This is a genomic window from Streptomyces sp. NPDC041784, assembly GCF_055591025.1.
In genome coordinates this window covers 20,010-38,927 of record NZ_JBVJAB010000012.1, presented here as the reverse complement: position 1 = coordinate 38,927, position 18,918 = coordinate 20,010, and the positions used below count along the sequence as shown (strand labels likewise).

Below are 18,918 nucleotides of genomic sequence, written 5' to 3'. Positions count from 1 at the left end.
GTGGCGCACGAACACCTTCAGGCGCTCAGGCGTCCAACACCTGCCCGGCTCGCTTGATCACGGGTGGTTCGACGCTCCACGGAAAGTTGATCCACTCGTCCGTGCGCTTCCACACGTACTCGCACTTCACGAGGGAGTGGGACTTCTCGTAGATGACCGCGCTGCGGACCTCGGCGACGGTGTCGAGGCAGAAGTCGCGGACCAGCTTCAGGGTCTTGCCGGTGTCGGCGACGTCGTCCGTGATCAGGACCTTCTTGTCGGAGAAGTCGATCACGTTGGGGACGGGGGAGAGCATGACGGGCATCTCGAGGGTGGTGCCGACGCCCGTGTAGAACTCCACGTTCACCAGGTGGATGTTCTTGCAGTCGAGGGCGTAGGCCAGTCCGCCGGCGACGAAGACGCCGCCGCGGGCGATGGAGAGCACTATGTCGGGCTCGTAGCCGTCGTCCGCGACGGTCTGCGCCAGCTCGCGGACGGCGGTCCCGAAACGCTCGTAGGTCAGGTTCTCGCGCACGTCACTCATCCGGCACTCACACCTGCGTCCGATGGAAGTTGAGGAAGGACCGGGAGGCGGTCGGACCACGCTGCCCCTGGTAGCGGGATCCGTACCGCTCACTGCCGTACGGGTGCTCGGTCGGCGAGGTGAGCCGGAACATGCACAGCTGGCCGATCTTCATACCGGGCCAGAGCTTGATGGGGAGGGTGGCGAGGTTCGACAGTTCGAGGGTCACGTGACCGGAGAAGCCGGGGTCGATGAACCCGGCCGTGGAGTGCGTGACCAGCCCGAGCCGTCCGAGGGAACTCTTGCCCTCGAGCCGCGAGGCGAGGTCGTCCGGGAGCGTGATCACCTCGTACGTCGATGCGAGGACGAACTCACCGGGGTGCAGGATGAACGGCTCGTCCCCCTCCGGCTCCACGAGCCGCGTGAGATCCGCCTGCTCGATGGAGGGGTCGATGTGGGGGTACCGGTGGTTCTCGAACACCCGGAAGAAGCGGTCGAGGCGTACGTCGATGCTCGAGGGTTGCACCATGGATTCGTCGTAGGGATCGATCCGCACCCGCCCGGCGTCGATCTCGGCCCGGATGTCCTTGTCTGAGAGAAGCACGCCCCGAGGATACGCAAGGCGCGCGGACCGACCACAATCGGACGGACCACGCGCCTCGCCTACCACCTACGACGACTGCCGCTGCACACGGCTGTCGCTCCTGCTGCTACTCCTGCTGCCGCTACCGCTTCCCCACTGCCACGGCCACCGGCACGGGCACCGCGCTGCGGAGCCGGGCGCACCGGGGACACCGGACGAGTCGTCCGGGGCCGAGTCGCTCGGCCTGCTGCATCGGGAACGAAGTGGTGCTGAACACGTGCCCATCGGCACAACGGACGACGGTGCGCTCCATCAAGTCCTAGAGTCCCTTCCCCAAAGAGCCGCGTCCGGCTGCTGCTCACCGGACAACGAAAGCCACATTACGGGACGAACGGGACGACCCTCCAGGCGGCACTCCGACCCCGCCGGACCCCTCTTCCACACCCCCACGGTACGCCCCAACTCCGGCCCCCCGCAGCCGGATCCCACCCCCTGAAACACCCTCAGCCCCCTGGGCTTCAGCACCGGGGGCCGGACATGGGGTAGAGTGACGGGGCGATCAGACACCGGGCAGTTCCGGCGTCTTACGCGGGTGTAGTTTAATGGTAGAACATCAGCTTCCCAAGCTGAGAGCGCGAGTTCGATTCTCGTCACCCGCTCCAGAGAGAAACCCCAGGTCAGCGGCCTGGGGTTGTTTGTTGTCTAGACCATTTCGGGACTCCGTGCCCTCTGCGCGCCCTAAGTCGAGGCGAAGTGGCCACTTCCGGGGTATTCACGTGCCTCTTTAGGCAACTCACCCCTCAAGCGTCTCAAATAACGAAACGCATTTCGTGTGTCCTGCGCCACTACTGCGTGCCATGTCTGCGAAGTCGCTTACGCAAAGCTGCCGTTCACGGAGGCTCGTGCAGACCACGGCGCGCAACGCCCAGCCCGGAGTCGAGGCAGCCGATCTCGGCTCACCTCGCAAGCCCCGCCGCCTATTAGGGAGCCGCGTTGTCAGTGATGCTCAGCAGGCTTCCTGATGTCACCGTCGGCAAGAGGCCGCGCTCGGCTTCGACGGCTCCGCGTCCGCTGAGTTCGTGACTCTGGTACGGCAGTTGACCCCGGCGTACCTGTGCGGGATGGGTGAACCCTTGTCCCCGCGTTGGGCGGCCTTCCCCGAGAGAGTCCGTCACATCGGGAGCGAGAACAGCCGTACTGGCCCCGAGGGCCAGCGGGCGTCGACGCGAAGGGGCGTCACCATGGTCCGCAGCGGCATGGTCACCAGGCGGCCTTCGGGTTGTTCGACGAGTACGTCCTTGTCGAGCGGGTGCCATCCGAGGCGCCGTTAGAGCGACACGAGGGCAGGCCGGCAGAACAGGAGCGCGTGCTCAGGGCCCATCGTGCCGGCGTGCTCCAGGGCAGCTGTGACAACGAGCCGAGCCAGGCCCCGGCCTTGCATCTCAGGTGCGACGGCCACCCCGCCGACGCCCACCACCTCCGTCCCGGCGTCGCCGATCGCGACGGGCAGTCGCAGCAGGCCGGCGTGTGCCACGAGCCGGTCTTCGTGTCTGATGCCGAAGTGTTCTTCCTTCGGCAGCCAGACCAGACCGGCCGAGGCGACACCGAAGGGATCACCGCCGTAGCCGAGGATCCCCTCCTGGTCCGCCTTCGTGTACCGGGGGAGCCGCACCACAGTCGGTGCCACAGAGGATCGGTTCTCAGGCATTCCCACATGATGATCTCTTCCCCGAGCAGTGGCCAAGCGATCTCCAAGCCGATTTGCACCGTCCAGAGCAGGGCGTTAGGGCCGGGTGCTGCGTACCTGCGCGTGCAGGAGGCTCCGGCCGCGATCACGACCACGACAGCCGGCCTCACGGTGTTGGTGCAGCAGGGGCAGGTGGCGTACCAAGCAGTGTTCGGCGGCTGACGGGCGGCGGAGGGGGCTCGCGCGATCAATCAGCTCGACGCCCCGACCTGCTACGCGTGCACCACATCCGGCAGTGCTTGCCGCAGCGCACTGCCCACGGCGGGGCCAGCCTCTGATACCTGACGCAGTTCAGCACTCTTCAGATAGCGATAGCTCTGCGGAGGGTGGAAGGTCCCCGCAGAGCGCAGCGCGCTGAGCGTCACCGGCTCGTCGAAGGACACGGGGTCCTCCAAGGTGAGACCGCTCGCTTGGGTCGCACCGCTCATGTACGCGTCGTACTCGCGCCGGGTGATCCCTGTCTGGGCACGATGCGCCGACCAGACTTCCTTGGGGGAGGCGACGTGGACCGAGGCGATGCGCGCCATGCCTACCAGAGCCATGGTGGGCGCGGTCGCGTAGATCAGGACGGGCGTTCCGGGAGGCGCGGCGACGCGTTGGCGGCGGACCTCCACCGTCTTGCTGCCGGCCAGGATCGCGGTGGCGAAGCGCGGGTGGACGGACAGCAGCATCGCGCGTTCCGGATCGTTCACGTCTTTCGGTGCCCCTCTTTGTAGACCGCCTGGAACAGCTCGTTGCTGATCTTCGACAGCGAGATCAGCGAGTTCGATGACCAAGGTAGTCCCAGCTCCCTGGCCAGCGGGGTCAATCGCCTCAGCGTCACCGGCCTGGGGAAGATCTCCGTGTCCGAGAACCTCAGGGCCATGGCGTGACCCGAGGCATCAGCCGCTTCCTGAACCTCAGCTCGACCATATACGCCCAGGTGTTCGAATTTCGAGAAGAGAGCATCGGGTGTGTCGATGAGCACTTCGTCGAGTCGCGAACTGCCCACGATCATCTGGCTTTCCACACCGGCAGGCCCCTCACTGACGTACCAGAGGAGGCGGGCGGGAACGCTCTCGCCTCGATGCCCCGACGAGCGGTAGTAGACGTGCTCCCTGCTGATGCCCAGGACGTCGCTGCGCGGCAGGAGCATGGCCGGGACGTTGAACAGTTCGGTGGACCAACGCGGTTTGATCGGCACCACGAAGGACGGCAACCCGGAGTCGATGACCTTCGCCGGCCACCAGGCGCGTTCCACCACCGCGGCTACTTCGGCGGGCATGCCCTCATGTAGGGCGGCTGCCTCCACGGTCAGCTCGCGAGCGAGCCCCCAGCCACTGCCTCCACCTCAGCTGCCGTACCGCATACGTTCACCAGGAGAGCCACGAGCCTGCCGTCGTGCTCGAAGAAGCCGTCATCCCCACCGGCTGCCTTGGCTACGGCCGAGGGATGCGGGTCGGTGATTCGAATGATCTCCGCGCCACAGTCACGCCCAAGGCGCTTGAGTAGGAACAGGAGTTGCCTGGCCAGGGTCTCTACAAGCGGACGGTCTGCGGCGCGGAGCACAGGGACCATCAGGGTCCGCCCGTCCAGCGCCCACGCATAGAGGGCTACGGGGTGGCCCTCCCCGTCCCGCAGCAGTTCGCGGCGCCAAACGACCGAGTCGGCGGCCAGGGAGCGCAAGCGTTCAGCGAAGGCCGATCCGTCGTCCCCGCCGGACTGATTGAAGAAGGCGACCAGTCCGTCCTCGGCGCCTGGGGACACCTCCATGGACCGAAAGTCCGTGCCCATCAGGTCGGCCGGGCGGTAGACCTGGGCCTGCCGAAGCTCGTCCACGTGTAGCGTCACCGTGGCGGGCGATACGACACGGACCCTGGCAACTTCCCAAGCCACGTCCGCCAGGCGAGACAGGAGGGGGTTCCGAGTGGCCAGCACGCGGAGGCCGGCGCACGAGGTCTCGGCCACGTACTGCGCGCAGCCACGGAGTGCCCCGTCGTCGGAAAGGTCCGGGAGGGACTTCTTGGCCGCGCTGAGCAGTTCAGCTGTTCGTTCAGCCACGGCCGCAGGGGGGGGAGTGAGCTGACGCAGTCCGGACAGCGCCGCCCGCTGGTGCTGGCGCTCGGCGGTGTCGGCGATATCGCGGATCTGACGGACCAGTTGGGGCGTGTAGGCAAGCTCGACGAGATCCGTCATCCAGCCCGCTTCCAGCGCACGGGATTCCTCTACGTCGGTTGTGTAGGTGAGTCCGCGGAGATCAGCGAACACCCCGTGGTCGACTGCGACCACCAGCAGGGCATCGCTCTCCACCTCAGTGAAGAGGTGGGGGTGTCCGAGATCCAGCCACCATCCGTCGAGGATCTCCCCGTCCCGGCCGCGTCCCCGTACCTCGCCGTGGGGGACGAACCCCAGGCTCGTCCACATGCCGCTGAGGTTGTAGTCCCGACGGCACTTGGCCTTTATGCCGAGCCGTTGTGGATACCTCTTCCTGATCTCCTCCACCAGTTGCCGTGCGATGCTCCTGCCGCGCTGCTCCTCCGCCACGCACAGGTGGGCCAGGCGTATGTGCGCGCTCCTTTTTGGGAGCCCGAACAATGCGTAGCCGATCACCTCGTCCGCTTCAACGGCTACGAGTAGTCCACCGTCTTCCGCTGCCTTGGTGTACGCGGGAGGCTTCAAGAGCCCCAACGTCTTGGTGTAGCGATTGCCCAGCGTGATGGCCTTGTCGATCAGCTCATTCTGCGCAGGCGCAACCGATAGCAACTTGATCGCCACTACTCCCCCTCCAGAAGGGCCGACCGAGACCAGCCTCAACTCCCCTGTCAGTACATACAGGGAAAGCTGATCTCAACAGAAGCCGTCCCTCAAGGGGGCACAAGGGGCGCACGGTGCTGCAACGGCAATCCCAACGCGGCTACGGGCGTAGCGAACCCGACCGAAATCGCTACGCCCATCGCATCCTCACGCTTCTGCGGCCGGCCTTCCTTCCACATCTGCCTGGCGCAGTTGCTGCCGCACCTCGGCGTCGATGCCCCGGGCGAGCTTCCTCTGGTGCTTCGCCGTCGAGTGCTGGTAGATCAGCTGGGCGGTGCCTACGACCTGTGAGAAGGAACAAACGGCAGTCACGAGCCGCCTACGGCCCCCAGGTCAGCGGCCCTACCTCTACGCAAGCGCCGTCGCTTCCCAAGCTGAGAGCGCGAGTTGGATTCCCGTCACCCGCTCCGCGGGCCTGCGGGCGGACTGCGCGGCCCAGAAGCCGGCCGTTCCGCTGCTGACCACGAGGACGTCCCGGTGTTCCGCGCGTCCTGTCGTGGGCTCTGCTGATTCATGCGAGGAGCCGGTCCGGAGTCGGAGCTCCGGACCGGCCGTCCCAGGGTTGCGTTGTGCGCGTCAGCCGATGGCGGGCACCGGGGCGGGTGCCGGTTCCGGTGCCGTCTTCGGGGCGTCGGCCTCGGCGTCGGGGGTGTAGGGGATCTCCCCGCGCAGGACGGCCTTGGCGCGTTCCTCGTCGAGCTGGCCCTCCCAGCGCGCCACGGCGATGGTGGCGACGCCGTACCCGACGGTGCTGGTCAGGGCGCGGGCCTCGGACATGAAGCGGTCGATGCCGAAGATCAGCGCCAGCGCGGCGACCGGCACGTGCGGGATCGCGCTGAGGCTCGCAGCCAGGGCGACGAATCCGGAGCCGGTGACGCCGGCGGCGCCCTTGGAGGTGAGAAGCATGACGGCGAGCATGGTCAGCTGCTGGCCGAGGCTGAGGTCGATGTCCAGCGCCTGGGCCAGGAAGACCGCACCCGTGGTGAGGTAGATCTACGACTGGTGCCGCATCGAGCGGGAGGACTCGGTCGTCACCCCGCTCGCCGACGACCCTCCGGCGCTCCTCGTCGGCGGCGGTCACCCCCTCGCGGGCCGCGCCTCGGCCACCCTCGCCGACCTCTCGGACGACCCGTGGATCACCCGCGCCGACAACCACCCGGTGGCCGAGGCACTCGAACGCGGTTGCCGTGCCGTCGGCTTCGAGCCGCAGATCGCCTACGAGGCCCACGACTACCAGGAGGCCCAGGCCATGGTCGCGGCCGGCATCGGGGTCGCGCTGGCCCCGGCCCTGGCTCTGGAGGGCATCCGCTCCGGCGTCAGCGTCCTGCCCCTGCAGCCGCCCGCCCCGGTCCGCCGCATCCTGCTGGTCCGCATGGCCGACCACGCTCTCACGCCCGCCGCCCAGACCTTCGCGGGCCTGCTGCGCGAGAGTGCCGCGGCGCGGACCTGAGCGTCCCGTACCCGCGCCCGGGCCGCCCGGGCAACGACCGCGAAAACCTCCCCGCCCCGCGAGGGCGCAGCGCTGCCGCAGGGGATGGGCTCCTACGGCAAGTGCGGCCGCCGGACGACCGTGCGCCACCGGCACCAAAGACCCGTCCACCTCTGCCAGTTCGAGGGCATCCGCAACGCCGTCCCCGTCTGCCGGACCATGGCCGGTGACCGGATCGACGCGGCTGCCGGCGAACTGCCGCCGGCCACCCTGACCCCGCTCACCCTTGCGGTCGCACCGCGGGTCAGCGACGAGCCGGCCGCCCGCGCCGAGGAAGCCGACCGGCTCCGCGCCGCCGGCGTCGAACGCGCACGTCACCGAGCCGACCTCGCCAGGCGCCGCCGTCCGGCCGTCGACCCCGCCAACCGGCTGGTCGCCGACACCCTGGAGGCCGACCGGAACGAGGCCCTGCGCGAACTCGCCGACGCCACCGAGGAGTACGAGCGCGCGAAGAACCACCGCGATCGGCACTCTCGCCCGAGACCCGGGCCAGGATCACCGCGCCGGCCGCCGACTTCCCCCGGCTGCGGAGCGACCCGGCCACCCCGATGCGGGAACGCATACGCATGATCCGGCTCCTGGTCACCGACATCACCCGTACGCCGATCAACGCCCACCGCACCACGAGGTGACCGAAAAAAAGTTCCCGGCTCGAGGCAACCTTTGCGGAGCCTGTGACCACAAGGGATCGGATCCAGCCAGTTCCGACGCCTGGATCCGCTACCTCTGGTGAACGGCACACAAGGAGAACACCTCCCCATGAACAACCCCACGAACGGCGGGCGCCGCGGGCGTCATCGCCGTCGCTGGACCGCCACCGCCGCGCTGCTCGGCGTGCCCGCCGCCGTCGTGCCGTATCTCCTGTTCGCGCAGGACGACTCGCAGGCCGCGACGGTCGACGCCGGCGCCTACTACCAGCTGGTCTCCGTGCGCAGCGGCAAGGTGCTGGACGTCAACGGCTGGTCCACCGCCGACGGCACCCGCATCCAGCAGTGGACCGACCAGAACACCGCCAACCAGCAGTGGAAGCTGAAGTCCGCCGGGGACGGCTACTACGAGCTGGTGAACCGCAACAGCGGCAAAGTGCTGGGCATAGCAGGCGATTCGACCGCGCAGAGGGCCGCCGCCGAGCAGCAGACCGACAGCTCCGTCACCTCCCAGGAGTGGAAGATCAGCGAGGTGAGCGGCTCCGACGCCGTCACCTTCACCTCCCGCAGGAGCGGCCTGGTCCTGGACGTCACCGGCGGCTCCACGGCCCAGGGCGCGGCAGTCCAGCAGTATCCCGGCCACGGCAGCACCAACCAGCAGTGGAAGCTGGTGAAGGTGGCCGAGACCCCGGCGGCCGGGACCGGCGAGGCGCAGACCACGCCCGCGGCCGGACCGTATGCGTGGAAGAACGCCCAGGTGGTGGGCGGCGGTTACGTCACCGGTCTGGTGTTCAACCAGAAGGAGAAGGGCCTGCTGTACGCGCGCACCGACATGGGCGGCGCCTACCGCTGGGACACCGGGGCCGAGCAGTGGATCCCGCTGACCGACTGGCTCGGTGAGAAGGACTGGAACCTGCTGGGCATCGACTCGCTGGCCACCGACCCCGTCGACCCCAAGCGGCTCTACCTCGGGACGGGCACCTACACCAACGAGTGGGCGGGCAACGGCGCGATCCTGCGCTCCACCGACCAGGGCCGCACCTTCCAGCGCACCGACCTGCCGTTCAAGCTGGGCGCCAACGAACCCGGCCGCGGCACGGGCGAACGGCTCGTGGTCAACCCGGCGGACAACAGCACCCTGCTGCTGGGCACCCGCAAGAACGGCCTGTGGCGCAGCACCGACTACGGCGCGACCTGGAAGCAGGTCTCCTCGTTCCCCGTCAAGGACGGAGCGAGCACCGGCGCGGGCATCTCCTTCGTGACGTACGGCAAGGCCGGCAGCAACACGGTCTACGTCGGCGTCCACGACAAGTCCACCTCCCTGTACCGCTCCACCGACGGCGGCAGCAGCTGGCAGGCCGTCTCCGGGCAGCCCACCGGCCAGTTGCCGCACCACGGTGTGATCTCCGGTGACGGCTCGCTGTACCTGTCCTACAGCAACAGCATCGGCCCCATGGACGCGACGGCGGGCTCGGTGTGGAAGTACACGCCGTCCGGCGGCGCGTGGAAGAACATCTCGCCGTCGCAGGGCGGTTACGGGTTCTCCGGTCTGTCCGTCGACCCGCAGAAGCCCTCCACGGTGATGGTCACCACCCTCGACCGCTGGTGGCCCGAGGACGAGATCTACCGCACCACCGACGGCGGCACGACCTGGAAGGCCCTGGCCGACAAGTCGCAGCGGAACGCCTCCGGCGCTCCCTACGTCGGCACCCACACCGGGCACTGGATGACCGCGCTGGCCATCGACCCCTTCGACTCCGGGCACGTGCTGTACGGCACCGGCAACGCCATCTGGCGCAGCAAGGACGCGAACGCCTCCGACAGCGGAGGCACCAGCCACTGGGTCGCCGGGGCCCGCGGCCTTGAGGAGACCTCGCTGCTGGACGCGATCGCCCCGCCCGGCGGCGCCACCGTCATCACCTCCATGGGCGACCAGGGCGGCTTCCGCCACGACTCCCTGACCGAGGTGCCCTCCGGGCGGCTGAAGAGCCCGCTGATGAACAACAGCACCGACATCGACTTCGCCCAGTCCAAGCCCTCGATGATGGTCCGCGTCGGCACGGGCGACACGGGCGACGGTGGCTACTCCACCGACGGCGGCACCACCTGGACCGGCTTCACGGCAGAACCGGTCGCCGGCGCGAGCAGCGGCCGCATCGCGCTCGCCGCGGACGGCTCCACCATCGTGTGGACCGAGGTCGGCCAGGCTCCCTACCGCTCCACCGACATGGGAGCGAGCTGGTCGAAGGTCAGCGGGCTGGGCACCGACGCCGTGGTCGTCGCCGACCGTTCCTCGGCAGGCACCTTCTACTCCCTGACCGGCGGCACGCTCTACGCCAGCACCGACGGCGGCGCGAGCTTCACCGCCCGCGCCACGGGCCTGCCCTCCGGCAAGCTCGCCGCCGTCCCCGGCGTCGCCGGGGATCTGTGGATCTCCGGGGGCGACAGGGGGCTGCTGCACTCCACCGACGGCGGCCGTACCTTCACCACGCTCAGCTCGGTGAAGTCCGCCTCCGCCCTCGGCTTCGGCAAGGCCAAGCCGGGCACGAGCTACCAGGCCCTCTACCTGCTCGGCACCGTCGACAACGTCACCGGGGTCTTCCGCTCCACCGACAAGGGCGCCACCTGGCTCCGCGTCAACGACGACGCCCACCAGTGGGGCGGCATCGGCAGCCTCGGCGTCATCACCGGCGACCCCGACACCTTCGGGCGCGTCTACATCGGCACCAACGGACGCGGTCTCCAGTACGGCGACCCGTCCTGACCCCAACCCCCCAGCGGGGCCGCAGGCACAACGGCCTGCGGCCCCGCCGTGCGGCTGTGCACTCGCGACGGCGCCCTTCAGCCGTTGATCCGACTAGGCTGCCGACGTGAACAGGATGCCGGATCTTCAATGGGTTGAGGGTCGACTCCCTACAAAGGGCGTGGCAGGAGGTCGTCAAAGCGAACGACCCGGCCTTCCAGGAAGCCCGCAGGCGCTCATTGCGGCGCCACGCGATCGAGACCGGCATCAGGACACCAGCAGCACGGGCAGGATCTCGTTGCCGGTCAGGGCGCTGACCAGGGTGGCCGGGATGACGGCGAGGAGGAACTCGGCGAAGCCCTCGGGCCGTGGTCGCCTCCGGTGGCAGGCCCTTGGTGGACAGGGTCGAGAGGTCGATGTGCAGACCGCTGCCCGGCTTGACGATGTTGACGACGACCAGGCCGATCACCATGGCCACGGTGGTCAGCACCTCGAAGTAAACCTTAATCCGCCCTGGTGGGAGCCGGTGTGCAGTTCGGCGACCGCGGCCGCTTGCACCTATCGCCGACGGTGAGACGGCTCGTCAGGTCCAGGCCGTGACTGAGACGCCAGCGGGTCGCCTCGATGTCCGGCAGTGGCGCCTTTCTCGTCGGCCGCCTTCTCCAGTCGGCGATCTGGGCCAACCCCTCCGTGTCGTCGTCGCGCGCCGCGTACAGCACGGTCATATGGCGGCAGTTCCCTCCAGGGAGAGGAGCGGGCCGCCGGCCGCGGCCAGGGTTTGCTCACACCAGATCGTCTTGCCGGCCCCCGTCTGCCGGGCGCCCCAGCGCTCCGTGAGCTGCGCGACCAGCAACAGCCCCCGACCGCCCTCGTCGAACACCCGAGCCCGGCGCAGATGCGGTGCGGTGCTGCTGGAGTCGGAGACCTCGCAGATCAGCACGCGGTCGTGGATGAGCCGCAACTGGATCGGCGTGCCGCCATACCTGATGGCGTTGGTGACCAGTTCACTGACCACCAGTTCGGTGACGAACGCGGCTTCTTCCAGCCCCCACTCGGCCAGGGCACGGACGGCGTTCGACCGTATCCGCGCCACCTCGGCGGGGTCAGCCTCCACGTCCCACACGGCGACCCTGCGCGCGTCCAGGGCCCGGGGCCGCACCAGGAGCAGGGCCGCATCGTCGGCGGGGCCCTCGGGCAGCAGCCTGCGTACGACGTGGTCGCACAGGGAGTCCAGCGTGCCCGTCGGAACGGCCAGCGCCTCCCGCAGGGCCTCAAGCCCCTCCCCGAGGTCACGGTGGCCGGAATGGATCAAGCCGTCGGTGTAAAGGGCGAGCAGGCTGCCTTCCTGGAGGGTGACGTCCATCGATTCGAACGGCAGCCCGCCCAGTCCGAGTGGCGGTCCCACGGGGATGTCCAGGAACTCAGCGGTGCCGTCCGGACCGACGACGGCGGGCGGCGGGTGGCCGGCAAGCGCCATGGAGCAGCGTCTGGAGACCGGGTCGTACACCGCGTACAGGCAGGTGGCCCCGATGTCCCCGGCGGCCTCCGCCCCCGGCGGCTCCGTGTCGGCCCCGGACTCCGCCGACAGCCGGAGGACCAGGTCGTCGAGGCGGGTGAGCAGTTCGTCGGGAGCGAGGTCGACATCGGCGAGGGTTTGTACGGCGGCGCGCAGCCGGCCCATCGTGGCGGCCGCGTGGATGCCGTGCCCGACCACGTCGCCGACCACCAGCGCGACCCTGGCTCCGGAGAGCGGGATCACGTCGAACCAGTCGCCGCCCACCCCGGAACGCTGTTCGGCGGGGAGGTAGCGGAAGGCGGCTTCCACCGCCGACTGCTCCGGCATCCGCTGCGGCAGCAGGCTGCGCTGCAGAGTGAGAGCCGCGGCGCGTTCGCGGGTGAAGCGCCGGGCGTTGTCCAGGCAGACCGCCGCCCTTGCCACCAGGTCCTCGGCGAGGGGAAGGTCGTCCTCGTCGAAGCTCTCCGGAGTCTCCCGCATGCGGGTGAACCACACCACGCCGAGGGTCGTGCCCCTGGCCTTCACCGGCACGATGATCCATGAGTGCGGGCCCATCCGCCGGACCCTCGCCCGCCGCTCAGGGGTCGCGTCGATCTCGTAGTAGGAGCGGATCGGCGGGGCGGTGCTGTCCCGGTACAGCGTCGGCCGGCCGGTGGCCAGGCACAGGGCGGCCGGCGAGTTCGCGAGGTAGACGTCCGCCTCGCCGACGGTGCGCTGTGCCGTGGTGACTCCCTCGCACAGGAACAGTTCCGCGATGCGCCGCAGCCGCACGGGGCCGGCCAGCGGCCCAGGAGGGGGTTCGTCGCCCTGGAGGATGACTTCCAGCAGGTCCACGCGGGCGAAGTCGGTGAACCTGGGTACGGACACCTCGGTGAGCTCCCGTGCCGTCTGCACCATGTCGAGGGTGCTGCCGATGTGCAGGCTCGCGTCGTTCAGCAGAGAGAGCCGCTCGCGGGCACGGCGCCTCTCGGTCACATCACCCACGAGAGCACAGACTCCGAGCGTACGGGCCTCCGCGTCCCGCAGCGGCGTCGCCGAGACACTGAAGACACGGGATCCGAGGCCGGTCAGGCCGGTGCCCTTGAGCTCGCTGACCTGCTCTTCGCCCGTGGCCATGGCCAGCCGCATCCGCTCCTCCCACTCCACCGCGTCGGGGCCGGCGAAGACCTCCGTCAGCAGGCGTCCGCATCGCTCCTCGTCCGGCAGGCCGCTGAGGCGGTGCATCGCGGCGCTCTGCCACACTCTGCGCAGCTCGGTGTCGTACACCGTCAGGGCCAGGGGCGAGTCCTGCAGAACCCAGCCGGACAGCGACTGCCGAAGTCGTTCCGCCGCCGGCCCGGACGGCGGAGTGATGAGCAGGACGGTGCCGGGTCCTCCTCCGGTGCTGTCCGCCCCCGGGGCGAGCCGGTAGCGGGAGACGGCCACGGCCAGCCGGTGCCCGTCCTTGTGGCGTACGCTCAGGTCCGGCTGCCACTCACCGTGCTCGGCAGCCCCTTCACCTCGAGCAGGCTCCCCGCCCGGGAGTACGGGGGCGTCCAGCAGCTCCGCCACGGACCGGCCGCCGGCCTCGGCGCTGGTGTGACCGAGCAGGCGTTCCGCTCCGGGCGTCCACCCGATGACCAGACCCTGCCGGTCGGTCACGACCACTCCGAGTGGCGGATAGGCGTCCATGCAGTCAAGGCTTGCGCCGGAAATATCCATAATCAACCGGAATAAGTCATTCTCTAGGTGATGGTGCGTTCAGGCCGCTTCGCCGCACGCTGAGATCGGTGCGGGCCAGCACGGTGAGTGCGGCACCGACGGCACGGGCGGGTTCGGTGAGCAGCCGGTCGTAGGTACGTGCCGCCAGGAACCGCAGTGTCCGGTCCGGGTCCAGGGCGAACCACGCACCGACGGTCCGCAGGCCGTGCGGGGTCAGCCGCCACAGCTTGTCGGCGTCCTTCACCACGGCGTCGTCCAGGTCGAGGGCGTCCCTGCGGGTGTCGTGCCCGTCGATGATGGTGACGATCCGCTCGGTGTCCCGCGCGGGGTAGCCGACTTCGGCGAGGATGCGGGCGGCGATGGCGGCGCCCTCGGTCTCGTGCCTGCGTACCGTCTCCTGCCCGGCAGGTCCGGCCCGCCCCGCGATGGCGGGCAGGATGTCCGCAGGGTCGACCGTCTTCCAGCCGGTGTCGTGCAGGAGGACGGCGGGCAGCACGACGTCCTCCCGTGCTCCTGGCAGGGCGTGCAGCAGTGCGGTCGCCAGCGCGAAGGCATACAGCGAATGGGCGTCGTTGTCGCGCACGTCCAGGTAAGGGAGGGCGCGTTCCCAGATCTCCCGCCGGGCGCCGGTCAATGGCACGGGCGAAGGAAGGGGGTCGCTCAGGGGAATCTCCGAGGCTGCCAGGGGGAGGGTCGGCAGCGACTCGCGGGCCGCCCGGTCGAACGTCATGACGTCTCCTGTCGTACGGGGCCGGTCAGTCGAGAAGGGTGACCGTGCCGGCCGTGCCGTCCACACGGATCCGACGGCCGGACCTGATGCGGGTGGACGCCGAGCCCGTCCCGGTGACGGCGGGCAGGGAGTACTCGCGGCAGACGATGGCGGCGTGGGACATGACTCCCCCGATGTCGGTAACGGTCGCGCGGACCTTCCCGAAGGCCGGCGTCCAGCTGGGCGCGGTGACCGGGGCGACCAGGATGTCGCCCTCCTGGAGGAGGTCCAGCTCGTCGGGGCTGCGGATCACCCGGGCCGTGCCTTCGGCGACGCCCGGCGAGGCGGCCATGCCGGTCAGGTCGCCCAGGTCGCCGGGGGCTGCCAGCCACGACCGGATCCGCTCGCCGGTGATGCCCCACAGCATGACGCTGAACGGCTCGGTGATGGCGCGCGGCGGCTCGTTCAGCGCCGGTTCCGGACGCTGCCGGGCGAGCGCGGCCACGATTCGGCGCCGCCGTTCCACCTCCGCCGGCCAGTGACCGGGGCCGGCCGGCTCGACGCCGATCGCCCAGCCGGACACCTGGTCGAACAGCGCGGCCCGGACTTCGTCCCGCGTGAGGTAGAACATGTCGTTCGCACCGGGCCAGAACCCCGCCCGGTGCAGCAGGGCGGACAGCTCCCTGGCCTTGCGCCAGAAGACACCCATCGTCCAGTGCTCGATGTAGAAGTTGTGGTTCTCCACATACGGGTAGACCTGGCGGGCGAGGCCCAGCTTCGCCTCGAAGTCGGCACGTGCCGGGGCGTCGAGCAGCGCGGCGTACTCGCAGGTGATCCGCTCGCGCTCGGCGGCGAGTTCGGCGAGGCGCCGGTCGATGGCCTCACCCCGCCGCAGGCGCAGGATGTAGTCGCGGACATACCCCAGGGGAAGCGAGGGAGTGTCCCTCCAGTACCGGTCGTCGCTGTAGAGGCCATTGCCCGAGGTGAAGTTGAACCAGGGATCGCGGGCGGCGTTCCAGGCGTCGAGCCAGTCGCGGCCCCACGGCTCGCGGCTGAGGGCGGTCAGGGTGTGCTCGCCTGGGTCGGGCACGGTCAGTGCCCTGTCGGCGCCCAGTTCGACAGCGAGCCTTGCCAGTTTCCTGAGCTCCTCGTCCGGACGGAACAGCTCCATGTCCACGCCCGTGACCATCGCCGCGATGCCCTGGTCCGGGATGTCCGGGAACCATTGCTTGCAGAAGTGGAAGAAGTCCAGGTAGGCCGCGTAGCCGAGGTTCAGGAACTCGAAGTGGTACTGCCAGGCGCGGTGGCAAAGGGCGAGGAGCCGGTCGTACCCGCCGAGCAGGTCATCGGCGGCGCCCAGGCCGGAACCCGCTTCGACGTCCTCGTACGGCTGGACCTCCGGCAGTTCGCCGAAGCTGATCGACTCCAGTTCACGGATGGTGCCGAGGACCTTGCCCTTCCAGTTCTCCAGCAGCCTGTCCCAGTTCGCGTAGTAGTACCCGGCGCGTTCCAGGAACTGCTGTGCTCGGGCAGGGATCCGGCTGTCCGGCGCGGCCACCGGGCTCAGGTAGACATGGCCCTGGTGGATGCGGAACATGACGCCGTACGCGGGCGGTACGACGAAGTGCCGGGTGTTGAACTGACCCAGGCACTTGAACGCGAGCTCGGGGATGACCGTCTCGAACGGCTTGACCACGGTGGGCCAGTGCTGGCTGTCGCGGAACCAGAAGCGCTCCTCCTCGGCCGAGCGCCGCCAGGGCTGGAAGAGCATGTAGTACGGGTACAGCCGTTCCCACCCCTCCGCGGCCGCGGGGGAGGTCATCTCGTAGGGGCTCGGGAAGGCTGTGCGCGAGACCGTCATCTTGACGTGCTCCTTACAGGGCTCGCAGGCGGGCGATGCCGACTCGGCGTGGGCGAGTCCTTCGACGGCGACCGAGCCGAGGGGGCATATCGGCTACCTCCCAGGGCGAAGGAGGGTGTCGAGGATGCTGGAGACGCCCGCGCCGTGGCTCGCCCGGGCAGGTGTCCTCGGCCGACTGCTCCAGACCGTCTCGGGCCGCGTCTGGAGCAGTCTCACGGAGGCCCCCGTACCCGTGGAGCCGTCCGGGTGCTTGTCGACCGCCCACTCGATGTCCTGCGGGCAGCCGTATTGCCGCTCGGCGGCCCTGGCCAGGCGGGCGATCTCCACGACCTCCCCCTGGTCCAGGCAGGGGACCTGCTGACGGCCCTCCTCGACTGCCCGCCGTGCGAGCCCGTGCCCGCCGGGGGCGGGAAGCAGTTCCTGGTGCTTCGGCGACACCGTCGTCCGCACCGTGCTGAGCAGTACCTTGTCCACCAGGTAGGCATCCGGGGTCACCTCGCCGGACACCATGAGCTGCCCCAGTCCCCAGATCGCCTCCACCCGTATCTTGGAAGGGTCGCCGTCAGCCGGGTTGACGGTCACGGCGGCGCCGGAGGTACGGGCATCGACCATCTGCTGCACTGCGACCGCCATGCGCAGCCCCCGCTGCGGCAGCCCCCGGGCCACGCGGTAGATGATTGCGCGGTCGGTCCACAGGCTCGCCCAGCAACGCCGGACGGCCCCGAGCACGGCATCGGCACCCCGGATCCACAAAAACGTGTCGTACTGCCCGGCGCAACTCGCCTCGGTCAGGTCCTCCACTTCGGCGCTCGACCGGACGGCCACCGCGACATCCGGGCAGCCGACGGCCCGGCAGAGCTCCTCGTACGCCGCCGTCACCGCCGACGCGACCGGTGAGGGCACGGGCTGGTCAATCACCATGCAGCGGATCTCGGCGCCGCGCGCCGCCACAGCACCCGGATCGGCGACGAGCCCGGCAAGGGCGGCGTCGACGGCCCGGCGCAACCCGCCGCGGTCGAGCAGCGCCTCGAAGGCATCCATGGTCACCACGAACCCGGGCGGCACCGGAGCACCGGCCCGGGTCATCACGATGAGCGCGGCGCACTTGCCGCCGAGCCTGCTCGTCCCGGCCTCGGCAGAGTTGTCGAACGCGAGGGTGTACGGAGAGTTCACGGGCCTCTCACTCCCTGCCACGGACTTCACCGCATGGCCGCCAGGCCATTCCCGCCGTGCCCCGTTGCGCGAAGGCACAGCGCCCTGAAGGTCAGCCTATGACGCCCAGTGCCCTCCCGCAGCAGGTCATGGCGCCCGGCGTGTGCGGCGGGTGCCGCGGTGCCGCCGGCGTCGTAACTGCGGGCGGCGCTGCGACGTAAGGTCGCGGAGGGCGCCCACACCCTGTTCTCTCCACTGAGGGACCTGTTCGCTCTCCACTGAGGGACCTGTTCGCCGCGATCTTCTTCGTCCGAGTCGGTAGCGACGTGGTGGCGTCGATCGTCGGCAGTCCGGCCATCGGTGTCGGAGTTGTCCAGGTGCCGTCGGAATTCTGCTCTGCCTCTTCCATCGTGAGGACGGTGCCACCGGGCTCAGATCGATCACACCTGTGAGCCCTCAGCCTCTCCGTCCCTTTTACGAGACGGATGGCGTTTGCGGACGCCGCAGCACTGCTCGTTGCCCAACTCTTGCCCGGCGGAGAGGACTTCAACAGAGTACCGACGGCCCGCCGCCTTCTCCTGACGCTGGCCCGGCGGAAACCCCTCAAGCAATGTCGTGGATGTTGTGCTCGGTCAGGTCGGATGCGTGCCGGGCAATGGCGCGGTAGTCGGCGTCGTCGTGCAGGACGGCCAGTCCGTGATGGGCTGCGGTCGCGGCGATGACAAGGTCCACCGCCGAAGCGCTGCGGTGCTCCCCGGCCCGAGCCATCCGGTGTTGCACTGCGCTGATCCAGCGCCCCGCATTCTTCGGTACCGACACATCGGGGTACAGGTCGGTGAACATCTCTGTGATCTCGTCGTACTCGCGTCCGTTCCGGGCGCTGTGGAGGAATTCGGCGCGCTGCACGTAGCAGGACGCGATGGCCCCGGCGTCGATCGCGTCGTACCAGGCCGATTGCAGTTTCGGGTCGCGGAGCAGCCGGACCAGGCCCGATGTGTCGAGCAGGTAGATCACCGGCTGTTCTTCTCCGCCCAGTGCAGGCGCTCGGCGTCCTCGACAGCACCCCACTCACGCGCACGCTCAAAGTGGCGACTGATGCGCGCGGCACGCTCCTGCTGCTCGGCGTAGAAGTGCAGAGCGAGATTGACGGCCTCCTTCTTCGTCCTGACCTTGGACAGAGCCATCGCACGTTCCAGGGCGTCATCGTCGATGTCGATCTGGGTTACAGACATACATCGCCTCCCTTGCAATGTTGGTGATATACATAGAAGGATACGTCACCAACATTCGCGGGTCCAGGCGGGCATGTCGGATCCCGGCATGCACAGCCGCGAAGGACGATGGAGCCGTGCCCATAGCGTGCCCGTAAGAGCAGAAAATCACGGTCAACGGCGGCGCAACCCGATCCATGCAACCAGCCCAGGAAGAAGCCATCTGTACAGGTCAGAGCAGTAGAGCCTGCCCAAGCGCCGTCG

The 18,918-nt window shown here is 69.2% G+C and carries 13 protein-coding genes, 1 tRNA gene and 5 pseudogenes; 4 read left to right on the top strand and 15 right to left on the bottom strand.

All coding sequences use genetic code 11. The annotated features are described in order from the left end of the window. Positions 1-25: 25 nt before the first annotated feature. Positions 26-523 carry a phosphoribosyltransferase gene (locus ACZ6D7_RS25325; RefSeq protein ID WP_469494905.1) on the bottom strand — a complete coding sequence of 166 codons (498 nt, stop codon included), beginning with the start codon at positions 521-523 and terminating at the stop codon, positions 26-28. A 7-nt stretch (positions 524-530) separates the two neighbouring features. Continuing rightward, positions 531-1,106: a dCTP deaminase gene (gene dcd / locus ACZ6D7_RS25320; RefSeq protein WP_469494902.1), complete on the bottom strand. Its 576-nt coding sequence runs from the start codon at positions 1,104-1,106 to the stop codon at positions 531-533. Positions 1,107-1,673: 567 nt separating this feature from the next. Here dcd and ACZ6D7_RS25315 point away from each other — a divergent pair. Continuing rightward, positions 1,674-1,747 (top strand) — tRNA-Gly (locus ACZ6D7_RS25315). Between the two features lie 509 nt (positions 1,748-2,256). Here the strand turns inward: ACZ6D7_RS25315 and ACZ6D7_RS25310 are convergent. The 6 genes and pseudogenes from ACZ6D7_RS25310 to ACZ6D7_RS25285 form a co-directional block, all read right to left on the bottom strand. Beyond that, positions 2,257-2,793, bottom strand: a pseudogene (locus ACZ6D7_RS25310) (GNAT family N-acetyltransferase). A gap of 251 nt (positions 2,794-3,044) precedes the next feature. After that, positions 3,045-3,524, bottom strand: coding sequence for an ASCH domain-containing protein (locus tag ACZ6D7_RS25305; protein ID WP_469494899.1), 480 nt, complete (start codon positions 3,522-3,524; stop codon positions 3,045-3,047). Further along, positions 3,521-4,096, bottom strand: a complete 576-nt coding sequence (locus ACZ6D7_RS25300; RefSeq protein ID WP_469494896.1) for a hypothetical protein — start codon at positions 4,094-4,096, stop codon at positions 3,521-3,523. The genes ACZ6D7_RS25305 and ACZ6D7_RS25300 overlap by 4 nt, the downstream gene beginning before the upstream one ends. Before the next feature lie 29 nt (positions 4,097-4,125). Beyond that, complete coding sequence (locus tag ACZ6D7_RS25295; RefSeq protein WP_469494893.1) at positions 4,126-5,586, bottom strand: GNAT family N-acetyltransferase; 1,461 nt, start codon at positions 5,584-5,586, stop codon at positions 4,126-4,128. Between the two features lie 186 nt (positions 5,587-5,772). Continuing rightward, a pseudogene (locus ACZ6D7_RS25290) lies at positions 5,773-5,898 on the bottom strand (integrase); the annotation flags it as partial. Positions 5,899-6,201: 303 nt separating this feature from the next. Continuing rightward, positions 6,202-6,618, bottom strand: a pseudogene (locus tag ACZ6D7_RS25285) (cation:dicarboxylate symporter family transporter); the annotation flags it as partial. Between the two features lies 1 nt (position 6,619). Between ACZ6D7_RS25285 and ACZ6D7_RS25280 the strand changes: the two are divergent. The 3 genes and pseudogenes from ACZ6D7_RS25280 to ACZ6D7_RS25270 form a co-directional block, all read left to right on the top strand. Continuing rightward, positions 6,620-7,075: pseudogene (locus ACZ6D7_RS25280) on the top strand (LysR substrate-binding domain-containing protein); the annotation flags it as partial. Positions 7,076-7,159: 84 nt separating this feature from the next. Then, a complete protein-coding gene (locus tag ACZ6D7_RS25275) occupies positions 7,160-7,684 on the top strand; it encodes a hypothetical protein (RefSeq protein ID WP_469494891.1) in 525 nt (174 codons plus the stop codon). A gap of 189 nt (positions 7,685-7,873) precedes the next feature. Further along, positions 7,874-10,525 carry an RICIN domain-containing protein gene (locus ACZ6D7_RS25270; RefSeq protein ID WP_469494888.1) on the top strand — a complete coding sequence of 884 codons (2,652 nt, stop codon included), beginning with the start codon at positions 7,874-7,876 and terminating at the stop codon, positions 10,523-10,525. A 249-nt stretch (positions 10,526-10,774) separates the two neighbouring features. Here ACZ6D7_RS25270 and ACZ6D7_RS25265 read toward each other — a convergent pair. From ACZ6D7_RS25265 to ACZ6D7_RS25235, 7 genes and pseudogenes are all read right to left on the bottom strand, one after another. Further along, positions 10,775-11,006, bottom strand: a pseudogene (locus tag ACZ6D7_RS25265) (cation:dicarboxylate symporter family transporter); the annotation flags it as partial. 219 nt (positions 11,007-11,225) lie between these two features. Next, positions 11,226-13,691, bottom strand: coding sequence for a SpoIIE family protein phosphatase (locus ACZ6D7_RS25260; RefSeq protein WP_469494884.1), 2,466 nt, complete (start codon positions 13,689-13,691; stop codon positions 11,226-11,228). Positions 13,692-13,737: 46 nt separating this feature from the next. After that, on the bottom strand, positions 13,738-14,451 hold the full coding sequence (locus ACZ6D7_RS25255) for an HD domain-containing protein (RefSeq protein ID WP_469494879.1): 714 nt from the start codon (positions 14,449-14,451) through the stop codon (positions 13,738-13,740). A gap of 25 nt (positions 14,452-14,476) precedes the next feature. Next, positions 14,477-16,291 carry a PEP-utilizing enzyme gene (locus ACZ6D7_RS25250; protein WP_469494876.1) on the bottom strand — a complete coding sequence of 605 codons (1,815 nt, stop codon included), beginning with the start codon at positions 16,289-16,291 and terminating at the stop codon, positions 14,477-14,479. 93 nt (positions 16,292-16,384) lie between these two features. Continuing rightward, complete coding sequence (locus tag ACZ6D7_RS25245) at positions 16,385-17,464, bottom strand: PEP/pyruvate-binding domain-containing protein (protein ID WP_469494873.1); 1,080 nt, start codon at positions 17,462-17,464, stop codon at positions 16,385-16,387. A 582-nt stretch (positions 17,465-18,046) separates the two neighbouring features. Further along, on the bottom strand, positions 18,047-18,457 hold the full coding sequence (locus ACZ6D7_RS25240) for a PIN domain-containing protein (protein WP_384559490.1): 411 nt from the start codon (positions 18,455-18,457) through the stop codon (positions 18,047-18,049). Beyond that, positions 18,454-18,675 carry a type II toxin-antitoxin system VapB family antitoxin gene (locus tag ACZ6D7_RS25235; RefSeq protein WP_316770747.1) on the bottom strand — a complete coding sequence of 74 codons (222 nt, stop codon included), beginning with the start codon at positions 18,673-18,675 and terminating at the stop codon, positions 18,454-18,456. The genes ACZ6D7_RS25240 and ACZ6D7_RS25235 overlap by 4 nt, the downstream gene beginning before the upstream one ends. Between the last annotated feature and the right edge of the window lie 243 nt (positions 18,676-18,918).